The sequence below is a fragment of the Staphylococcus delphini genome (genome assembly GCF_900636325.1).
GTDB classification, from domain to species: Bacteria; Bacillota; Bacilli; order Staphylococcales; family Staphylococcaceae; genus Staphylococcus; species Staphylococcus delphini.
This window is the reverse complement of the sequence record NZ_LR134263.1, coordinates 159,569-181,089: the sequence shown is the minus strand read 5'-3', so window position 1 is coordinate 181,089 and position 21,521 is coordinate 159,569. Positions and strand designations below refer to the sequence as shown.

At 38.0% G+C, this 21,521-nt stretch carries 23 protein-coding genes; 13 read left to right on the top strand and 10 right to left on the bottom strand.

Features of this window, described 5'->3' with window-relative positions:
- Positions 1–49 precede the first annotated feature (49 nt).
- The 6 genes from EL101_RS00815 to EL101_RS00795 form a co-directional block, all read right to left on the bottom strand.
- Positions 50–1,426 carry a sodium:solute symporter family protein gene (locus tag EL101_RS00815; RefSeq protein WP_096596046.1) on the bottom strand — a complete coding sequence of 459 codons (1,377 nt, stop codon included), beginning with the start codon at positions 1,424–1,426 and terminating at the stop codon, positions 50–52.
- Positions 1,427–1,897: 471 nt separating this feature from the next.
- Entirely contained in the window at positions 1,898–2,026 is a 129-nt protein-coding gene (locus tag EL101_RS13745) for a putative holin-like toxin (RefSeq protein WP_422396468.1), read from the bottom strand.
- A gap of 367 nt (positions 2,027–2,393) precedes the next feature.
- Positions 2,394–2,840, bottom strand: a complete 447-nt coding sequence (locus EL101_RS00810; protein WP_096596045.1) for a Dps family protein — start codon at positions 2,838–2,840, stop codon at positions 2,394–2,396.
- A 119-nt stretch (positions 2,841–2,959) separates the two neighbouring features.
- A complete protein-coding gene (locus tag EL101_RS00805) occupies positions 2,960–3,283 on the bottom strand; it encodes a hypothetical protein (protein WP_096596044.1) in 324 nt (107 codons plus the stop codon).
- Positions 3,284–3,497: 214 nt separating this feature from the next.
- A complete protein-coding gene (locus EL101_RS00800) occupies positions 3,498–4,988 on the bottom strand; it encodes a catalase (protein WP_096540035.1) in 1,491 nt (496 codons plus the stop codon).
- A gap of 247 nt (positions 4,989–5,235) precedes the next feature.
- A complete protein-coding gene (locus tag EL101_RS00795; protein WP_096596043.1) occupies positions 5,236–5,766 on the bottom strand; it encodes a YfiT family bacillithiol transferase in 531 nt (176 codons plus the stop codon).
- Between the two features lie 338 nt (positions 5,767–6,104).
- Here EL101_RS00795 and EL101_RS00790 point away from each other — a divergent pair, with 338 nt between their 5' ends.
- From EL101_RS00790 to EL101_RS00780, 3 genes are all read left to right on the top strand, one after another.
- Positions 6,105–6,542, top strand: coding sequence for an Hsp20/alpha crystallin family protein (locus EL101_RS00790; protein ID WP_096596042.1), 438 nt, complete (start codon positions 6,105–6,107; stop codon positions 6,540–6,542).
- A 369-nt stretch (positions 6,543–6,911) separates the two neighbouring features.
- Entirely contained in the window at positions 6,912–7,214 is a 303-nt protein-coding gene (spn, locus tag EL101_RS00785) for an SPIN family peroxidase inhibitor (RefSeq protein WP_096596041.1), read from the top strand.
- A gap of 269 nt (positions 7,215–7,483) precedes the next feature.
- The gene (locus tag EL101_RS00780) at positions 7,484–8,899 is read left to right on the top strand and encodes a pyridoxal phosphate-dependent decarboxylase family protein (protein ID WP_096596040.1); all 1,416 of its coding nucleotides are present in this window, start codon (positions 7,484–7,486) and stop codon (positions 8,897–8,899) included.
- Positions 8,900–9,116: 217 nt separating this feature from the next.
- On the opposite strand, the gene EL101_RS00775 is transcribed toward EL101_RS00780, so the two are convergent.
- A complete protein-coding gene (locus EL101_RS00775; RefSeq protein WP_241523316.1) occupies positions 9,117–9,575 on the bottom strand; it encodes an Lrp/AsnC family transcriptional regulator in 459 nt (152 codons plus the stop codon).
- A 180-nt stretch (positions 9,576–9,755) separates the two neighbouring features.
- Here EL101_RS00775 and EL101_RS00770 point away from each other — a divergent pair, with 180 nt between their 5' ends.
- The 3 genes from EL101_RS00770 to EL101_RS00760 all read left to right on the top strand — a co-directional run bounded on the left by EL101_RS00770 (position 9,756) and on the right by EL101_RS00760 (position 12,232).
- Positions 9,756–10,319: a TetR/AcrR family transcriptional regulator gene (locus EL101_RS00770; protein ID WP_170141202.1), complete on the top strand. Its 564-nt coding sequence runs from the start codon at positions 9,756–9,758 to the stop codon at positions 10,317–10,319.
- Positions 10,320–10,350: 31 nt separating this feature from the next.
- Complete coding sequence (locus EL101_RS00765) at positions 10,351–10,920, top strand: isochorismatase family protein (protein ID WP_096596038.1); 570 nt, start codon at positions 10,351–10,353, stop codon at positions 10,918–10,920.
- A 100-nt stretch (positions 10,921–11,020) separates the two neighbouring features.
- Positions 11,021–12,232: a putative multidrug effflux MFS transporter TcaB gene (locus tag EL101_RS00760; protein ID WP_096596037.1), complete on the top strand. Its 1,212-nt coding sequence runs from the start codon at positions 11,021–11,023 to the stop codon at positions 12,230–12,232.
- 77 nt (positions 12,233–12,309) lie between these two features.
- Here the strand turns inward: EL101_RS00760 and EL101_RS00755 are convergent, their stop codons facing one another.
- Entirely contained in the window at positions 12,310–12,948 is a 639-nt protein-coding gene (locus EL101_RS00755; protein ID WP_096596036.1) for an NAD(P)-dependent oxidoreductase, read from the bottom strand.
- Between the two features lie 77 nt (positions 12,949–13,025).
- Positions 13,026–13,721: a CPBP family intramembrane glutamic endopeptidase gene (locus EL101_RS00750; RefSeq protein ID WP_096596035.1), complete on the bottom strand. Its 696-nt coding sequence runs from the start codon at positions 13,719–13,721 to the stop codon at positions 13,026–13,028.
- A gap of 276 nt (positions 13,722–13,997) precedes the next feature.
- Here EL101_RS00750 and EL101_RS00745 point away from each other — a divergent pair, with 276 nt between their 5' ends.
- From EL101_RS00745 to icaC, 7 genes are all read left to right on the top strand, one after another.
- The gene (locus EL101_RS00745; protein ID WP_096596034.1) at positions 13,998–14,624 is read left to right on the top strand and encodes an FMN-dependent NADH-azoreductase; all 627 of its coding nucleotides are present in this window, start codon (positions 13,998–14,000) and stop codon (positions 14,622–14,624) included.
- 373 nt (positions 14,625–14,997) lie between these two features.
- On the top strand, positions 14,998–15,522 hold the full coding sequence (locus EL101_RS00740; RefSeq protein WP_096596033.1) for a DoxX family protein: 525 nt from the start codon (positions 14,998–15,000) through the stop codon (positions 15,520–15,522).
- 391 nt (positions 15,523–15,913) lie between these two features.
- Positions 15,914–16,795: a helix-turn-helix transcriptional regulator gene (locus EL101_RS00735; RefSeq protein ID WP_096596032.1), complete on the top strand. Its 882-nt coding sequence runs from the start codon at positions 15,914–15,916 to the stop codon at positions 16,793–16,795.
- A gap of 77 nt (positions 16,796–16,872) precedes the next feature.
- Positions 16,873–18,099, top strand: coding sequence for a poly-beta-1,6 N-acetyl-D-glucosamine synthase IcaA (gene icaA, locus EL101_RS00730; RefSeq protein WP_096596031.1), 1,227 nt, complete (start codon positions 16,873–16,875; stop codon positions 18,097–18,099).
- Positions 18,096–18,392 carry an intracellular adhesion protein IcaD gene (icaD, locus tag EL101_RS00725; RefSeq protein WP_240622742.1) on the top strand — a complete coding sequence of 99 codons (297 nt, stop codon included), beginning with the start codon at positions 18,096–18,098 and terminating at the stop codon, positions 18,390–18,392. The genes icaA and icaD overlap by 4 nt, the downstream gene beginning before the upstream one ends.
- Complete coding sequence (gene icaB, locus EL101_RS00720) at positions 18,376–19,242, top strand: intercellular adhesin biosynthesis polysaccharide N-deacetylase (protein ID WP_096596029.1); 867 nt, start codon at positions 18,376–18,378, stop codon at positions 19,240–19,242. The genes icaD and icaB overlap by 17 nt, the downstream gene beginning before the upstream one ends.
- Positions 19,229–20,287, top strand: a complete 1,059-nt coding sequence (gene icaC / locus EL101_RS00715) for a polysaccharide intercellular adhesin biosynthesis/export protein IcaC (RefSeq protein ID WP_096596028.1) — start codon at positions 19,229–19,231, stop codon at positions 20,285–20,287. Before icaB ends, icaC begins: the two co-directional genes overlap by 14 nt.
- Here icaC and EL101_RS00710 read toward each other — a convergent pair.
- Positions 20,284–21,318 (bottom strand): family 20 glycosylhydrolase, encoded by a 1,035-nt coding sequence (locus EL101_RS00710; protein ID WP_096596027.1) that lies wholly within the window; start codon positions 21,316–21,318, stop codon positions 20,284–20,286. The genes icaC and EL101_RS00710 overlap by 4 nt on opposite strands.
- Positions 21,319–21,521: the final 203 nt, after the last annotated feature.

The window sequence follows — 21,521 nt, the reverse complement described above, 5'->3', positions numbered from 1 at the left end:
TCCGTTTTAGCCACTGCACGATAGGATGTTGATGACATTTCGTCACACATTAGACTTCTCTTTTACGCTGAAATTGAGACATGATGATTAATATTATAGCATTAACAAGGATTGCATAAAATATCGTCGCAGTAGATTGTGGACCTGCAATACCAATACCGATAAAAACGACTATCACACTTGCGATAATGGCGTAAAATGCCGCTTGTGGTGTAATGCGTTTCATGAATAATCCTAAAACGACTGGCATAAAGATACCCCCCGTCAAAATCGCATAGGCAATATCTATCGCAACGAGCACTTCTTTCACCCAAATCGAAATGACTATGGCAATGACTGCGAGCGCGAGTGTCGTCAAACGTGTTAGCCCTAAAAATTGATGATCTTCCATATTTTTGAAAACATAAGGCTTCAACAAGTCATTCGAAATAATCGTAGCTGATGCAAGTAATGTCCCTGATGCTGTAGACATAATCGCCGCAATTAAAGCAGCAAACACAATCCCTAATAAGCCATTCGGTAATATTTCAAAAGCCATATGTGCGAATACATTTTGCGTATTTTGGATATTTGGAAATAGTACATACGCACACATGCCGACAATGACCATCACAATAGAATAGAGTGCGCTATATAAGCCTACGAGCACGCCTGACGTTTTTGAGATACGCTTCGTCTTCCCTGTAAAGAAACGTTGCCAAATGTCTTGGCCGACCATGACGCCTAGTGTATATGTCACAAAGTAATTCACAATTTCCCCTACACCGATATTGAAAAAGCTTAAATGTGACGCTGGCAGTTGTTCAAATAATGTCGTAAAGCCGCCAACGCTATGTAAACTCATCGGCAACATAATACAAAACATGCCTATAGTCATCACTAAAAATTGAATGACGTCAGTAATCGAGAGCGTCCACATGCCTCCTAGAATCGTATACACAAAGACGATACTCCCACCAACAAGAATGGCTGTCATCATAGGCCAATGAAAAATTTGAGACACGACTGCACCCATCGCAATGACTTGTGTCACACAAATCATAAGCGTATACATTGCTGTCACGACTGCGCCCATCACTCTTACACGATGACCAAACAACCGATATAACAGTTCACTAATCGTAATCACTTGTAAATCCATAATGCGATCAAGTAAAAACAAGCCAAACACTGTAATTCCGACACCAAGCGAAAATACAAACCAAAAACCTGATAGCCCGATTTCGTAGCCGAGCTGTGACGTCCCAATAGTAGAAGAACCACCTAAAAACACAGCCGTCAAACATCCAAATAACATAAACAGCCCAAGATTGCGGTCAGCCACCATATATTTTTCAGACGATTTTGCCTTTAATACACCGACGATACCTACTGAAATGAGTGCTGCGAAGTAAATAAAAAATACTAAAAAATCTATTGTTCTCATTTTAATCAACTCGCTTTGTTTGTTGTTGTTTATCCTTTTTGTACATAGTGATGCATGACCGAAACCACCGTCATTTTCAGAATAATCCTTCGCGCGAGTGTCGTCTTAAGTTTGCGAATCATACATTTTGAGGCTGTCGTTAAACACCACACCCTCGTCCAACAAAACCCCTTCTTTTCCCATGCGTCCACGTCAAACATTCTCGTAACCACCTGAGAATCTAGACACCGTAATAACGCCAGTGTCTCGTTACTTTGATACATTAAAATCTACCCCTTTGTCATATTTCTTTATTTTCTAAAAATTATAAACTTTATACATCAAATGTAAAGTATTAATCGTTTTCGACAAAAGAAATACTTATGATATAAAATAGACAAAAAGCGACTCATGTGCTAATTTATACATATAAAAGGCAACGCACACCATATGCATTGCCTCAGTGAGCCCGTTAAAAAGACGGTGGCTTCGTTAAATTTTAAAAAATAACCATTTAACTCGGTCAAAGTTAGGAATGGTTATTTTTTTGACATTTATAGCAATAAAAACGACTAAACTGATGAGCGCTACGATAAGATTACCGAAAACGAAGATCAGCATAAGTACGTCTATCACATTTATCATTCAAGGCCTCTCCTTTCTAAAGATTTCGTTGATGCGCGCATAGGCATCACCTCACTTTATACTAAGATAGCCACCATCCATCTAACTTTCTCACACCCTCATTTTATAGTCCGTTTTAAATTTTGTCTACAATTATGTTTAATGCTACTTTTATTTAATTTTTTATTAAATTCAAGTATTTGGACTAAGTTCTCAGCTTTCTGACGTCTCATCTCTTCAATTTTTCAACCTTTTATCTCCAACTTCAAAATAAAATTTTGATGATAAAACAAAAAAGACTCGAATCATCATTGAAATAGTCACACTATCTCAAGACGACTCGAGCCTCAAACCATCAAATGAATTAACCAATATAGGCTTTCAACATCCAAATGTTATGTTCTAATTCTGTCGCAATTTCGATAAACATATCTGCTGAACGATCATCGCCAGCTTCTTCTGCGTTACCTTGCGCTTGTTTTAATTCTTTAACCACTGTTTCGAAGTCTGCAGCTAATTGTGCAACCATTTGCTCAGCTGAAATATTTTTCTCAGCTTCTTCAATGCTTGAAACTTCTAAAACTTCTCTCATTGTGCCGACCGGATTGCCTTCTAATGCAAGTGCACGCTCAGCAATTTCATCTACATAAACAGCCACTTTGTTATAAAGTTCTTCAAATTTTTCGTGTAATGCGAAGAAATTATGACCTTTAACGTACCAATGATAGTTGTGAATTTTAGTCCATAATACTGTGAAGTTTGATAATTGTAAGTTTAAGTCTGCCACGACTTGTTCTCTACCTTGAGCCATTAATCATCTCACCTTTCTTATTTCTATTATTTTATATTTTTTGAATCATACATGTATATTTTAACCGATATCGCATGCACTCAAACACGAACAGCGAAATGTTCATGTGTTCTTCATATTTAGATTTTAGAATGTAAATACTCCGACATCGCTTTCACTTTGTCAGCTTCACTCTCTTCTAATGTGAACACGCCGTAGTCAAATGTAATTTCCAACGCATGATCTGTCGTTTTAATTGCTTTAATTTCACTAAATTGAATATTTCGGTAATAAAATTGACCGTCCATATCCACATTTAAAATCAGACGTTCATTTGTCGCAACATATGCTGCTTCAAAACGTTTTGTCACGTCTTTCATTTGATAAGGCATGATCCCTAATACAGACGTTTCAATATATTCTGTTGGAAATAAGTCGTCTGGGTTGATTCTATCTAATATCATTTCAAAAACCTCTCGAATTTTATATTTAATCATCGCACATATGATTTACCTTGTTTGAGACAGTAGATCATATACGGCGCATCAAAGGCGATTGTCTTCAAGATGCAGTATGTGCGCGCTATCAAATCAATCGCCTTTAATGATACCGTGTGTTAAACGGGAGCTGTAAGAGTATCACAGCTTGATTATTTAATTATTGATTAATGGGGCGACATTAGATTTCAGCAATAATGCTTGCTAATTGATCTTCCATGCCTAATGCTTTGGCAACACCCGTACCGTAGTCCACATCGGCTTGATAACAATGCTTAATGTGACGACGTTTTACTTCATCAGTTGTGCCTTCCATTTCGTTGGCAGTTGTGATAAACATACGTTGTTGTTGCTCCGGCGATTGAAGACGGAACAATTTACCTGGTTGTTCGAAGTAATTGTCATCATCTTCTCTAAAGTCATATTCATACGCGCCACCATTGATTTCTAATTCTGGTCGTTTGTATTCTGGTTGACTTTGATGCGCACCGTAACTATTTGGATAGTAATGTGTTTTACCGCCTTGGTTACCGTCTAAGAAGCGCATTGCACCATCACGGCTGAATGGGCAAATGTTTTCAATGCCTACACCTTTAGGTTGGTTAACAGGAATTTGCCAGTGGTTCACACCTAAGCGATAGCGTTGTGCATCGCCGTAAGAGAATAAACGACCTTGTAACATTTTGTCTGGTGAGAAGTCTAGACCAGGGATAATGTTTGTCGGTGCGAATGCAGCTTGCTCCACATCCATGAAGTAGTTTTCAGGGTTGCGGTTAAGTTCGAATTCACCGACTTCAATTAAAGGATAATCCCCTTTGTACCATACTTTTGTTAAGTCAAATGGGTTATCTTTATGGTTTCTCGCTTGTTCTTCAGTCATCACTTGAATGTACATTTTCCATTTCGGGAAATTGCCTTCTTCAATCGCATCGAACAAGTCGCGTTGTGACGACTCACGGTCATTAGCAATAATTGCTGCCGCTTCGTCTGGTTGTAAGTTTTCAATACCTTGTTGTGTTCTAAAGTGGAATTTCACCCAAACACGTTCGTTATTTTCATTAATCATGCCATAAGTATGTGAACCGAATCCGTGCATATGTCTGTATCCTTTTGGAATACCACGGTCTGTCATTAAGATTGTCACTTGATGTAATGCTTCAGGTAATGACGTCCAGAAATCCCAGTTATTCTGCGCACTTCTCATATTTGTGCGTGGATCACGTTTAACAGCGTGGTTTAAGCTTGCGAATAATTTTGGATCACGGAAGAAGAAGACAGGCGTGTTATTCCCCACAAGGTCCCAGTTCCCTTCCTCAGTATAGAATTTCAGCGCGAAACCACGAATGTCACGTTCAGCATCCGCTGCCCCACGTTCACCCGCAACTGTAGAAAAACGTGCGAACATTTCAGTTTTCTTGCCAACTTCTGAAAAGATTTTCGCTTTTGTATATTGTGTAATGTCATTTGTCACAGTGAAAGTACCAAATGCACCTGAACCTTTAGCGTGCATACGACGCTCAGGAATCACTTCACGATCAAAGTGTGCCATTTGTTCTAAAAAGTACCAGTCTTGCATCAATAATGGACCACGTGGACCCGCAGTCATCGAGTTTTCACGGTCACTGACAGGATGGCCAAATAAGCCCGTTAATTTTGATTCATCTCTGTTCATATATTCACACCTCTAGATTAGAATTATTTTAATTTAGTATACCATTTGTTTAAACTAATTACAAAGTGATTCTCATAAAAATTCGAAAAAAATAATGAGTATTATATGCTAAGTTGGCTATAAATGCCGTTATCATCGCATCGAAACCCATGTTGCAATTTTTTGTCTTAAAGCATCACGCCATTATTGGAATATCAATTCGCCTTGTTACATTTTCAACTGCGTCCTGCTTTATTGTTTTAAAACTTTAATTTGATTGACCGATGTCGAACTGTCCTAAAGCAATTTGAATGTGCGCAAGATGATGCCGTTCATGCCAAGACAACTTCGCAATCGTTTCACCTACTGTCGTTGCACCACTGCCTTCTAACACAAAGTCTCTTGTCAGTTCTGCTGCCGTTAAGTGTTCACCGATAGCTACCACGCGTTGATTGATTGCGTCTAACATTTGAATCGACACTTCAATGGGTAAATCTGAATCAGCGAGTTTCACCCATTCATCTTGCACAAAATTCGGTACTTGCGGGTGTGTATCCGTTAAAGCGAGTTTTAAGCGTTGAAACATATTCATCTGTGAGTCCGCAATATGATGCACAAGTTGTTGGACTGTAAAACTCCCCTCACGATATGTCGCCTGCAAATCATCTTGGTTTAAATGCGTCACCGTTTTTCTTAAATCCTGTACATATTGTGCAATCTCTTCTAGCCATGCATCAATGTGTGCACGTGTGATTGTTTCGGGCACTTCTAATCCTCCAATGGGAAACCTTACATCCATAATGACCCCTCCTTCATTATAAAAGATACTTTCATCATAGCATTTCACACCACAAGTGTAATTCAATACGAATGTTCAAAATATATGCTACTTTTCTTTTTCAACACCTCATTAATCCTTTTACCCGTTATCATTGTATGATATGTTTCTTTTTTTCATTAAATTGAATAAATGATTAAAAAGTGCAACCTCATTGTTTGACCTTGACTATCTTTGACCATTGATGTATACTTTAATCATAAAGCAATTCACTTTGATGTTAGAACGTCAAAGTGATTGTAAAATCTTATAAGCGCTAGTAATATTCCAATACTAACGTCATAAAGGAGAGATACATGATGGCTTTTGATATGAGACCTTTCAATCATTCATTTTTCAATATGGAACCTAGTGATTTCTTCAAAGATTTCGGACGTCATATGTTGTTAGACGACGCATTCACAACTTCTCAAATTAGAACAGATATTAAAGAGCTGGACGATGCTTATGTTGTTGAAGCAGAATTACCAGGTATGGATAAAGAAAACATTCAATTAAAATTTGAAAACAACGTCTTAACCATCGCAGCACAAAACACTGTAGAAGATCGTAAAGAAGATGAAGCAGGACGCATCATTCGACAAGAGCGTCACTTCAGCAACATGCAACGACAATTTACTTTCAATAACGTAGACGAAAGCAATATTAAAGCGTCTTATCAAAACGGCATGTTAAATGTCACATTAGGTAAACGCACACCAGGTCGTTCTACAAACTCTGATATTCCTATCGACTAAACATTCACAGTCTGCCATGTGAATGCCATCCCCTTTCCGTTATTCGCGTATCATGCCCCCCCACATGGTACGCGTTTTTTATTTTGCTGAAATCACACCAGTGTCTATGCGCTACACTTTCGAATAACAGCTGTACACTTTAATCAAGGTAAATGGCGTCGAGGCAAGTCCCCGGGAAACGGATGAACGCGCTCAGCAACCTTAGAATTAGTGGCAAAAACACATGCTATAAACCTTTTAATAAAACAAATCAACTGATATGCTCAAACATTAAACAAATATTAACTATTATTAAATACACTTAATAATGCAATATTCAACAAATTTACATGTTATATTAGTTTCATCAAAACAAAGGAGTTGTATAGTATGAAAAAAACATTAGTTGCAGGTTTCGCAGTAGCCGCTTTATCAACAGGTATTTTTGCAGTGAGTAACGAGGCAAATGCGCAAGTCACATCACAAAATGGTATCATTTTACATGACGACTCAAAATTACTCGAACATGAATTACAATATGTAGATGTCTTAGTCAATCCAAATGCAAACCCACAGACAAAAGAACGTCTCCAAACATACTTTAAAAATCTAGGTTTAAATTCAGTGAGTGAGATCATTCAAAAAGCAAAACAAGACGGTCTCGACACTTCAAAATACGATCATTTAATTTAACGCTAAACATTTATACGCTTTCTAACGCTTAATAGATAACGCCATCACCTTATCGCTACCATGAAGGTGATGGCTTTTTTTATTTTTGGTGACTCCATTCATTTCATAACGTGTATAGCTAGCTTCACTTTATAAAATAAGGTCTTCTCTTCGGTCATTGTTACTCACTAACTTTTTCATATTCAGTCTCACTTTTCCTTAGAATGATGGCTTTTCGTTTCGTTACAATAACAATATTGAATCAACAAGCATATTGTGGAGGTCGTCATATGAACATAGATATAAAAAAAGCACATACTCAATTCAACCATGTCGTCTATGATGAAGTGGCACACTTATTAAATAGAAAAATGAAAGATTTACCCGCGACACTTCAACCCACAGCGCACATGATCACCAAATACCAACATATGTCGTTTCCTAAAGAAGGCAAAGCGGTAGATGAAGTGATGGATTTACTGCACAACGAAATCTTAACTTATAACTACCGTGCGAACCATCCGCGTGCCTTTTCATTTATTCCTGGTCCAGCCTCCGAACTATCTTGGCTGACTGATCTTTTAACAAGCGCTCATAATATTCATGCATCAAATTTTGCGAATGCCCCGTTGCCTATTGCGATTGAGCACGCCCTCATCCGTTATTTAAGTGAAAAAATAGGGTTTGATTCCACACAATCAGGTGGTGTATTCGTGTCAGGCGGTTCGATGGCAACATTGACTGCGATTACTGCCGGAAGAGATGCGATGATTCCAATCTCTCAAATGTCTAATGCGACCGTCTATTTAACAGCTCAAGCACACTTTTCTGTCGCAAAAGCGTTACATATCGCAGGTTTTGCAGAATCACAACTTCGCTATATTCCAACTGATGATTTATATGCGATGGACGTGACCGCTTTAGAACATCAAATTGAATTCGACATTGCGCAAGGTTATCACCCCATTATGATTATCGCGACGACGGGCACTACGAATACAGGTGCAATCGATGACTTAAATCGCATTACACGTATCGCGCAACAACATCGCCTGTGGGTTCATGCTGATGGCGCTTACGGTTTATCACATATTTTTACTGATGAAGGTAAACAATTATTAAAGGATATCGATAAAGTGGATAGTGTCACGTGGGATGCCCATAAACTGTTATTTCAAACGTATAGTTGTGCGATGGTGATCGTTAAAAATAAAAATCATCTGCTTTCAACTTATGGCGTCGAAGCTGAATATTTAGATGATATTACTTCAACAAATGAAAATATCGACCCAGAAAAATTAGGTATTGAATTGACACGCCCACCTCGAGGATTGAAATTGTGGGTAACATTACAAGTGCTCGGTGAAGATGAAATCAGACGTCGCATTGAACATGGGCAAGAAATGGCACGTTATGCTGCACACCAAATTCAACAAATGAGCGATTGGAAAATTGTCACAGCGCCACAACTTTCCATTGTGAATTTTCGTTATGAAGACCCTCAAATGTCACCCGAAGAAAATGATAAAGTGATGCAATACGCCGCTTCACGTATTGCGCAATCCGGCTATGCTGTAGCGTATACAACAGAATTAAACCATCGTCGTGTCATTCGCTTTTGCACCATTCATCCAGAGACCACACATGCAGATATCGATGGGACTTTACAACGATTGAATACGTATGTCCACGAAGCATCTGGATAACATGAAGGCGTTCGGGGGCAGGACACCAAACCTTTGTTACACATAAGATTTCTGTACTGCTCCCGAAAATCCAATTTGGCCCCCACTCCATGTACACTTCAATCAAGCCAAATTAAGTTGTGGCAAATCCTCTGGGACTGGAGACCAACAAGAAGTCATCGTAAATCATCTAATGGCAAAAAAGCAACACACTTCATCCATCCATCAAAGGAGGCCCCTAATCATCCAACTTCATTTTATGCAAAACAATCGATGTATTAAACTCTGCCATGCGCTCCATCTTCAAAATCACCGCATTCAAACTCGCAATATCTTTCGTATGTCCTTTAATAATAAACTTTTCCGTCCCTGTCACCGCATAATACTCTTGAAAATCAGGAAATTCTTGAATCCGCTTTTCAAACTCTGAAATTGCCATTTTAATTTCTGTAATTTTCATAAAAAAACCGATCATATAACCTAACTTTTCATAATTGACATCTACATGAAAGCCGTCAATCACACCAGATTCAATCATTTTTGAAATTCGATTTTTCACACTCGGTTCAGATAACATGACAATAGAAGAAATAGTTTTCACTCTCATGCGTGCATTGGTTTTCAACAGTTTTAATATTTGTACATCGATTTCATCCATCTCATCGCCTTCTTTCTCGCTATCAATAAGGGCTCTCACCTTGGAAAGACCACTTCAAAGTTTGCCTCAGCATGTTTATGCATTTTACTTAATTATATAGGTGGAAACAAGTCACCTTCAATTTTAATCATAACATAGGCTTGTGAGTTTATTTCTTGAAACGGACACCCATCCCATTTATAATGACACTATCCTAATCAAAGAAAGAAGCTGGAAATTGTGTCAAAGCGTAGTGATGCCCTTAGAAACGAACAACACATTCTGACTACAGCACAAACATTGTTTAATGATGCCACTGTTGAAAAGGTCAGTATGAAAAAAATTGCGGAAACAGCTCAAATTGGTACAGGAACACTTTATCGTCATTTCTCCAACAAGTCCGATATTTGTTCAACTTTGCTCGCACATGAAGTGACGCAAATGTTTGCACGTATCAATCGCCATCAACAAAAGGTAGACGATTCACATGAACAACTCCGCTTCATTTTTTTATCACTGATTAAGCTAATGGAAGACAATGTCAACCTACTAAAAGAAATTGAGCGCACAGACAAACAAAAACGCGTCATGATGCAAACACCTTTTTACGTGAAGTTAAAAGAAGAAGTGATGGCCTGTGTCACACAACTCAACATAGTGAAAGACCCAGATTTCCTTAGCGACATGCTCATCAATTCATTTTCAGCGGATGTGTTTGAATATCAACATTACGTCAAAGGGATTCCGTCTGAACAGTTTGTCGACCGGATTTTAAAAATTTTTATTCGTGGCGTTCAATCATAAATTAAGTTAATAAATGGAAGGAAGTTATAACATGAATTTTGAAAATACAGCTTTAGTACTTGTCGATTTACAAAAAGGGATTGCCAACATGGGAGAGACTGCACCGCACAGCGTCTCGACCGTATTAGATAACGCGAGCCAAATGGTGAAGTTATTTAAAGAAAATAATGGTTTCATCGCTTTTGTACGCGTTAATTTTCATGATGGACAAGATGCCTTAAAACCGAATGCGATGCGCCCATTACCTGGAGGCGAACCTGCACCTGACTTTGCGGAACTTGCAGATGAACTTGGTGCAGAACCGCATGATTACATTGTGAACAAACGTGGCTTTAGTGGCTTTTTCGGGACAGATCTCGACTTGCAACTTCGTCGTCGTGGCATTAAAAACATCATTCTCGGTGGTATTTCAACGCATGTCGGTGTTGATACGACTGCACGTGATGCGTACCAACATGCCTACAATCAATATTTCCTCTCTGATATGATGTCAGCACCTGAGGCATCATTGCACAACTTTTCAATTGAGCACACTTTCCCGCTCATGGGACAAGTTTTAACAACAGCAGAAATGATCGCACAACTTCAATCTGAAAAATAAGAGGGACGCTCATTTAAGGGATTGCACGGAAGTCAAAGGGATGATTTCCGTGTTTTTTACCGTTTCGTATTGATTCTAATATAAAGAAAGGGATTAAGTTATGGAAAACAAGCGTACGTCTCCATTGTTTATTATCATTATGGCCGGTCTCGCTGCATTCGGACCGCTTTCTATAGATATGTATTTACCTGCATTACCCGAAATTAAAAATCACTTTGGTACAACGACTGCGATCACACAACTGACACTCACACTCTTTATGGTAGGGCTTGCAGTAGGAAATATCGTTGCCGGGACAGTGTCAGATTCAACAGGTCGTAAAAAACCGTTAATCATCAGTCTCATTTCTTACATTATCTCTTCTATTGTGATTGCACTCGCACCGAACGTCATCGTGATGATCGTCATTCGCTTTATCCAAGGCGTCTCTGGTGGTGCCGGCATTGTTTTATCAAGAGCCATCGCCACAGACTTATATAAAGGAAGCACGTTAACACAATTTTTAGCGTTGTTGATGCTCGTTAATGGTGCCGCACCAGTATTAGCACCGATGTTTGGTGGTTTTGTTTTAAGTTTAGCGAACTATCGCGCACTTTTCTGGATTTTAACCATCTTGTCACTACTCATGTTGGTCGGTACATTCTTTAAAATTGATGAAACATTACCGCAAGCTTCACGTCGTCCAGCACATGTCAAAGCAATTGCTGAAGATTTTAAAATGTTACTTACACGCCGTTCATTTATGCTGCCTATTTTAATTCAAGGGTTCACTTTTGTTATGTTTTTCAGCTATATGGCAGCATCTCCGTTCATTATGCAAAACTTATACGGCTTGACTGCACAGCAATATAGCTATATTTTCGCGTTAACAGGCTTAGGGCTCATCGTCACTGCACAATTAACAGGACGTCTCGTTAAATATATCAATCAACACGTCCTTTTCCGTACATTTTCATTGATACAACTTGCCGGTGCGATTTTAGCTATTTTCGCGTTAATCCATCATTGGTCTCTATGGATTTTATTACCTTCATTTTTATTCATTATGGCACCAGTCGCTGGTATCGCTACATTAGCTTTTGCGATTGCTGTGGAAGGTCAGAAAAAAGGTATCGGAAGTGCTTCAAGTTTAGTCGGCTTATTACAATATTTCATTGGTGGGATTTCAACACCGCTCGTCGGCTTACAAGGTGAATACAGCTATGTACCTTACATTTTCGTCGTGCTTGTTACAATGACTATCATCATGTTCCTCCAATTTTATCATTACTGGGCCAATACACGACATGAATCACAAGCACATGTAGAATAGCATGACACTGTCACAAGAAAAGTGTGTATCTTTAGGCGTACAATCAGCCTCGTAGATACACACTTTTTATTCATTCATTAACGTTTTTCACTGACGACTGTCATTTGTTGTTTAGGATGGTCGCCACGTTCAACTTCATCTAATAGTGCTAACGCCATATCTGGATAGCTGACGTAACTTTCTCCATCCGTATTAAATAACATCACATCGCCGCCGATACGATAGTTGCCTGTACGTGGACCATCTGCATCAAAAAATGCGGAAGGACTCACAAATGTCCAATTTAAGTCAGTTGTCGCTTGTAAGTCTTCTAAGTTTTTCGCTTGTCCGACCGCAATTTCATACGCAAAATCAGGAACACGACCGACATCAAAACTGTTTTTCGTTCTTCCTTCATCCATATAGAGACTGCCTGCACCACCAAGGACGATTAAACGTGTGTCAGTCCCTGATAATGCACGAATGAGTACACGTCCTGCGTCAATATGGGGCTGTGTTTGACCAATCGGCGTACCAAATGCATTCACGACCACATCAAATACGCTCAAATCTGCCGTCGTTATATCAAAAATGTCTTTTTCGATGACTTTCACATTTTTATTTAACACTTTAGACGTATCACGCACAATCGCTGTGACGTCCAATCCTCTGTTCACCGCTTCTTCAGTAATCAAACGCCCTGCCTTACCTGTCGCACCAATAATACCTACTTTCATAAAGGTGACCTCCCTAAGCTTTGTTATGTCTTTCATTATAGTCGAGCGATGACCTAAATGAAAAACTTGCGCTCGCATCAAATGCCTAACATCCCTAATATTTGAGAAACCGAGTTAATAATGATGTGCAAGGCCATTGCGACTAAAATATTGCGTCGTGAAGCCATATAGACATATGTCATCGCAATCCCTCCCGCAATGAAAGGTAAAAATGTCCATATCGATGTAAAGTGAAGAAAGTGGGAAACGCCGAAAACGATAATCGACACGACTGCCATGAATCGAAAACCCCATATCTTTCCAAGTTCACCAATAATGAGATGACGGAATAACAATTCTTCAACAATGGGAGTCAAAATACCGATCGTTACAAAGCTTAATGGTAGCGTAATGAATCGCTCATCCCATATCACCATCAATGGAACGACACGCTGATAAATAAGGATAAAACCAGTGAGCACGCAATAAACGATGACGATGCGCCACCCATGTTCACGCACCCCTTTTAATCGTGTTTGAATCGCAGTAATCATATGATGACGATGCAACAATATAAAAAGAATGATGACGATCACTTGAGCTAAAAACATCATGCTATTAAACAAAATGGTGCGCCCCGATTGTTGTAACGTGACATCAAAAAAACTTTTCAATAGATTCGGAAATACGTCTTCTGCTAATATCGGAAAAAGGTACTGCACTAAAATAAATGCAGGGACGATAATAAAATCTCGATATTGTATCGACCTCCCTGAAGTGGATAAAGTTGTCATATATGCGCTCCTTTAAAAGTTGTTGTTCGTGAGGTGAACTTATCATACCAACCGCGTCACACCATTTCAATGCTTTTTCAATCATTTGAATTCTATCATAAATCTTTCACTATCATTGTAGGAAAGCTGTTACCACGCACTTTCGACAGTATAAACATACAACTTTATCGTGCGATTCAAAAAAAATTACGAATTCGAGATTTTTCTGTTGATATATTTTTTATACCTGTTATAATAAGCATATCGATTCTTGAAAGAAGGAAGGAAATATTAACTATGGCTAAATTACTTTATATTACAGCACACCCTCTAGATGAATTACTTTCAGCATCAATGGCTGCAGGTAAAACTTTTAAAGAAACTTACGAACAAGCTCACCCAGAAGATGAAGTGGTACACATCGACTTATTCAAAGAAGATATCCCACAAATCGATGCAGATGTATTCTCTGGTTGGGGCAAATTACAAAATGGCGAAGCTTTAACAGCAGATGAAGAAAAGAAAGTCAACCGTTTAGGCGAAATCGTTGATGAATTCATTAACGCAGACAAATATGTATTCGTTTCTCCAATGTGGAACTTATCATTCCCACCTGTACTTAAAGCTTATATCGATGCTGTTGCTGTTGCAGGTAAAACATTTAAATACACTTCTGAAGGTGCTAAAGGTTTATTGACAGATAAAAAAGCCTTACACATTCAAGCACGCGGTGGTTTCTACTCAGAAGGTCCTGGCGCAGACTTAGAGCACGGCGATCGTTACCTTAAAACGATGATGGGATTCTTCGGTGTACCTTCATATGAAACAATTATTGTTGAAGGACATCACGCTGCTCCAGAACGTAGCGAAGAAATTAAAACAAATTCACTTCGTCAAGCTGAAGAAGTAGGACGTAACTTCTAATATCACTTTGATTTTCAGGGGGTGGGATATGGTGTTTCCCAGCCCCTCTCATTAATGTCTCATATGCACATGCGGTACATTTTGTGATTTATTGTCCAATGCATTTCGTTCCAATTCCCCTTCCTATGTTAAATTCATTTCACTCATCCCTGACCCCACCTCGATGTAAGCGCTTCAATCATTTTAATCATTATTATCACTTCCACAATCACTACAAACCGCGTCATAACACCATTTTTGTCTAATTTGTGAATTTTATCACATTACTATTGTGTTCTTTTTCGCTATTTAATATAATGCTTTTGTAGATATACAAAATATACTAATAAACGATTCAGTTTATGACGGAAGTTAATTAGGAGGCGTATGTTTTATGGTAAGATGGTTACAACAAAGTACCATTGCAAGTATTATTTTATTGGTGTTACGTGTTTACCTTGGATACGGATGGTTGATGTCTGGTATCGGTAAAGTCACGAGTGAAAAGGGATTCAATGCAGGTGGATTTTTACAAAATGCGGTACACCATCCAGTTATGGGAATGGATGGCAGCGCCCAATATCCTTTATTTACATCATTTTTAGAACACATTGTCATTCCGATGACGCCTGTTATCAATGTATTAGTACCTACATTTGAAATCGTCACAGGCATTCTATTGATTTTAGGTCTTTTCACACCGATTGGCGCTTTAATCGGCTTGGCACTGAACTTCTTATTCTTATTCGCTGGCACAGTGTCAGTTAATCCACTATATATTTTGATTGGGATTTTCATCTTTGTCGCTGGATATAACAGTGGTTTCTTCGGTGCAGACCGTTTCTTAAAATCACTACTCAGCAAAAAGTTTTTCAGTATCTTTAATTATCATCCAGAAGCTAAAGATAAAAGCGTTTAAACTTTTATTTTGACTATAAATGCATCAGGGCGTACTTGTGGCAGTTCAACTGCATTATGTCACAAGCATGCCCTGATTTTTTTATATCTAGTCCTTCCCTATCTGCTCATTGTATAAGGTGCATGACGTTGATTAAAATATCAAAAACTTCATTGATATCACAACATCTCTTATGAATATTTTTTACTATATTGTGTCACACTGTTGTCCAAAAAAGTCTTAAACATTTTCAATTAATACTATTTGTAGTGACATAATTTGTCCTCTATGATATGTGCGTAAAGTAATTGTTACCTATTTTTTAAAAAGTGACATTAAATTGAAATTAAGTTGTACATATAAATGTCCCAATCATCTTCTATAATACTAGTCAAAGAGGGAAGGTGAGGCTTTGAATAGGGCTCAAAGATTATTAAGTATTTATACACGATTAATTCATCATCAAAAAATTGACAAAACACTTTTAGCTGATGAATTTAATGTGAATGAAAGGACAATTAAAAGAGATATTCAAGAAATTAGAAATTATCTTTATGATAACGAGGAGTGGTTGATGAAGAAAGATATTCTTTTTAATTATAAAGACAATAACTATCTCATTCAGTCTAATCATCAAATGAAGAATATAGAGGGGTTTGAAGTATTACTCATTTATTTAGCAGCGAATAAAGCCGTCATACCACATTATGTGAAGGAAGCACTCAGATACATCGTCTATGAACTCTTTCCCAATGACAAACAAAAATTTGAAATTTACTTGAATAACATTAAAAGTACGAATCAATTCATGTCACACCAAATATTATTGATGTTATATCAAGCCATTGAGGAACGGAAATTACTGCATATTACAACAGAAGAGGGATTTATGACAAAGCTGCTACCGATTAAGGTAGTTCACTTTAAAGAAGACTGGCAACTTGTCTACAGGGGAACGAATTTACAAGAACAATATTTACCACTCAGTCGCATCTGCTATGTAGAAATTGATGAGCAAGCGCAACATACATTCTACAACAAAATGGAAGTTATTCTTGAAATGGATGTCACAGTGTGGTCACGTATTAAAGATCTGTATCAAGTCAACAAGGTTTTATCTCAACAAGAACATCTCTATACGGTCAACTTTAACATTGCATCTATTGAAGCATTCGAATTATGTCTCCTGCATAGTCCTCATATTAGAATTATTGGTCCACCTCGCTTATATAAACAATTCGTCACTTATATCAATCAACTTTGTCAAGTTTATTTATATCAAGAAATACCATAATTGCGTTTGATTTTAGCGCTGAGCGACATATGACAACACACTCCCCTTCACTCTTATGATTTAGGAGGTTAATTGTTATGGATGTTTTACTGATACTGCTGTTATATCCTATGTTTATGTCAATTTATTGGATTGTCGGCACATTATTTTATGCCTTTTTATATGAAATCCGACTCAAAAAGGCGCCGAATAAAAATATTGGAGAGGAGGGGATTTCTTTTTTAATTCCTTGTTTTAACGAAGCCGAAACGATAGCAGATACGATTCATAGTATTGCAGCGTTAGAATTTCCGAATAAAGAGATTATCGTCATTAACGACGGCAGTTCTGACAATTCGGCGGAAGTGCTCTATCAACTTCAACATACATTAAATTTTACTTTTGTTGATTTAACAGAAAATAACGGGAAGGCAAATGCATTAAATCAAGGGCTAGAATATGCAACATATGATTATGTGATGGGGATTGATGCGGATACGATGATTGATAACAACGGACCGTATTTTATGCTTGAACATTTCAAAAAGAATCCAAAACTTGCGGCAGTGACGGGGAATCCGCGTATCCGTAATAAGCGCGCATTGTTAGGAAAAATACAGACCATTGAATATGCTAGCATGGTGGGGAGTATTAAAAGAGCACAATCCATTATGGGAAAAATCAATACCATTTCTGGCGTGTTTACATTATTTCGTAAAAGCGCAATTGAGGCTGTCGGGCGTTGGGATATCGATATGATCACTGAAGATATCGCGATTTCGTGGAAGTTCCATTTACACGGCTACCATATTAAATACGAACCTCGTGCGCTGTGTTGGATGCTCGTACCAGAAACGGTGTCAGGTTTGTGGAAACAACGCATACGCTGGGCACAAGGTGGGCAAGAAGTGCTCATTCGCGATGGTTTAAAGGGACTGAAATCAATGAACCCTGCTTTATATATGCTTGTGTTCGAACAATTTTTCTCACTCATTTGGGTGTATTGGATTGTCATTTCGTTAGTATTGGCATTTTTGAACTCTAATTTTCTAGACATTTACTATCTGCAATATCATTTTTCAATCATTATTTTATCTGCGCTCATTTTGACATTTATTAATATTGTTCAGTTTACGGTTGCTTTGATAATCGATTCACGTTATGAAAAGCAAAATATGTTCACGCTATTTTATTTAAGCTGGTACCCCACTGTCTATTGGATTGTCAATGCACTTGTGGCGATGCTAGCATTCCCGAAAGCATTACTTAGAAAGAAAGGTGAATTTGCGACATGGTCAAGTCCAGACAGAGGAAAAAAAGATTGAGACATACCATATTAAATTTTATTCGAGAAGCAATTATCTTTTGTTTCTCCATTTCATTGTGGCTTTATTGCTTAGTCGCTTTCGTTTTAATTGTCGGGTCATTATTTCAGAGCAATGCGCATTCGGTGCTATTAATCCGTTCTGTGCTCAATATCGAAATCGACTCAATGAACCCAATGTTTATCAAGATGGCAATTTTCATTGGCATTGTCACACTTATTTTTACAACCAGTCTTGTCGTTCATCAACACAAAAATAAGAAAGAAGGCATTAACGATGGTAAATTTCTTTAAACTTTTCATGGTCATAGGATGTGTCGTCTTTACAATGGGTATTGCAGTTCTGCCGGTCCACCAAGCCGATGCAAAGACACATCAACTTAAAGATGATGGCGATCAAACCGCACTCGCCTTAAACTACCATAGAGTCAGAGATGATCACCTTTTAGATTTATTTTTGTCCATTTTTTCAAGTAGTAAAGAAATGTCGACGTATAGTGTGAGTAAAGAAGAATTTGAACGCCAAATCAAATGGCTAAAAGCACATGATGCACACTTTTTAACGCATGAAGAGTTGATTCGCTATAAACGAGAAGGCCACTTTCCGAAACGTAGCGTATGGATCAATTTTGATGATATGGACAAGTCGATTTATCAAAATGCATTCCCTATTTTAAAGAAATACAATGTGCCCGCGACTGGGTTTGTAATCACAGGAAAGGTCGGCGCTCAAAATTTCCATAATTTGAATTTGTCTACTTTATCAGAACTCGAAGAAATGGAACGCTCGGGATTATGGACCTTTCAATCGCATACGCACGACTTGCATTCTCTTGAAAAAGGCGACTCTAAAATGTTAACCGTCCCTTCTAAAATGCTCAAGTATGACTTACAAACGAGCAATGACTTTATCGACCAACATTTCAACCGTCACGAAACAGCCATCGCCTATCCTTATGGGCAAATCGATGCGCAGGCGGTCAAAACGATTAGAGACAGCGGCATTTCGTACGGTTATACGTTGGAAGAAAAAGCGATGTCCGTCGATGATGATAACTACTACATTCCACGTATTTTAGTGAGTGAAGACGCCTTTAATCAATTAGTCAAAAAATGGGGGGCTTTTCATCATGACGCTTCGTAAAAGAAAGTTGGAACTTGTCTATTTTAGAGCATTGACGTGTATGCTGATTATATTGACACACATTTTTACTGAATATATGCGGCATCTCGATACGACACAACTAGCGGAACAGAAACTGATCTATTATTTACAGCACATTGTCATTTTTGGTACACCCAGTTTTATTATTTTGTCTCAATTACTCACAACACTTAATTACGACACGGTTAATTGGAAATATATATGGGAACGTGTGAAATATATTTTGTTGCCTTATTTTATCGTTGGGGCATTTTATTGCTTCAGTGAAAGTAAAATTACCGCAACTTCATTTACACATCAACTGTATGAAAATTTATTGCTTGGGCGTTGGCACGGTTACTTTATTATCGTCATTATGCAGTTCGTCTTACTGAGCTATATGATTTTCAAAATTTCACCTAAAATCTTTGATAGTAAAATCATGCTCATCGCTACTTTTGTCATCCAGTTTAGTTTTTTACATCAATTTGATACGAACGAAACATTTTCAGAACGATTTTTAGCCATTTATCCATTAAGTGAAAATACATTTATTCTCGGTTGGATTTTCTTCTTCTTTTTTGGCGCCTATATTGGAAGAAATTATACTGCGGTCATCAATTTTTTACATCAATACGTCTTTATCGTTATTATTTTAGCGATTTTGTCGTTTGGCATCTTTGTCGTCTTTCAACACCATGATTATGGCTGGGTGACAAGCTTTAACGAAAATTTGATGTGTTACCATGCATCGATGTTCTTACTACTTCTTAGTTTATGTCTACACTTTAAACATTTAATGATTGGATCCATCAACTTAGTCAGCGCATTTTCATTTTTCATTTACTTGTTTCATCCAATTATTCTCAGCACACTTTACGAATACTTTGCCAGTTTTTCTGATTTAACAGTTGTTTTCATTGCGATTTCACTGCTTTATACACTCGGCATTTGTGTCGGTATCGGGTTATTTTTACGTGAGTTTCGTATTTTTCAATTCGCAATAGGCAAGCAACCCTATCATCTCAACATTCGCCTTTCTTAATTTTGGGTTAAATACGTTTTGATGAGCGGCTGAAGTTGTTGCAGCATTTCTTGTTGGGACAGTCCATCTGCATGTTCACCCCAAAATGACAATGTAGAACCTTGGATATTCGGTTGAGCGACGACGTGATGCGCATCATCGAACACATTAAAACGATTGTCAGCATAATGACGTTCAATAAACTGTTGTTGCTTTTGAATCGTTTGCTTAGAATGTTGTGACGAGGGTAAAAAATATAGCGTTTGTGCATTGTAGTTAAACACAGAGATGTTTGCTTTTGCCAAATCCTCTACATGTGCTTGCTGTTGATGTGTCGCTTCGTGTTGCGTCCAAAATAAGACAGAAACATGGGCATCTAACTGCTGAACACCTTGTTTTGTAAGGCTATCATTCCAAATTTGGGGTTGATAGCCTTCATTTTGTACTGTTTCGGCTAATTGGTTGATATAGTGTACGAATGCTTTTTGATGCGCCATCGCTCCAGGCACTTCATCTCCCCCAATGACGATACGCTGCTCCCCCTTATACTTCGGCTGTTCAAACAACGACATGACTTCTTTTAAATATTCACGACTCCATTTGACCGCTTCTTGATGACCAAAGTAGTCTACAGTGTTCTCGCTAAATTCGGACACGACCGCTTTATATCGTCCTTTATCTTGTTTTTTCAACTGTTCGAGTAACGCACCGGCATGTGATGGCAAGTCAATATCGGGCACAATCATAACGTCACGTTCATTGCTATATTTGATAAGTGCTTTAATTTCTTCATATGACAATGTATCCCGCTTTGTTGATGACATGCTTGGAAAAGCAATCGCATGGTGTTGATCGTCAGCAAAATGCAACTGTAAATAGTCTCCATCATATTGGGCTATCGTATCAACAATCTTTTTAACTGTCTCTAACGAATAGTCTTTACGTGCAATATCGATATTCACCCCTTTTTGAAATGTAGGTGCGACTGCTTCAGTTTGAAATATGGTGAAGATGAGCATTAAACTTAATCCCATTGTAAGCCCCCACTTCATTGTTACAACCTCCTTTATGTATGTTTTCCCAGGAAATGTTAAGATGTTAGACATATCGTGTCTCGACCTGCACTTTTTTTGCATTGTTATTCCATTTATTTCATTGCAGTAACGACAATATACGCCCCTTATCATATCAGACCATTTACCCTTAAAACGCCATGCATTCCGGTTATATTTCCCCACTTTATCAAAATCAAACC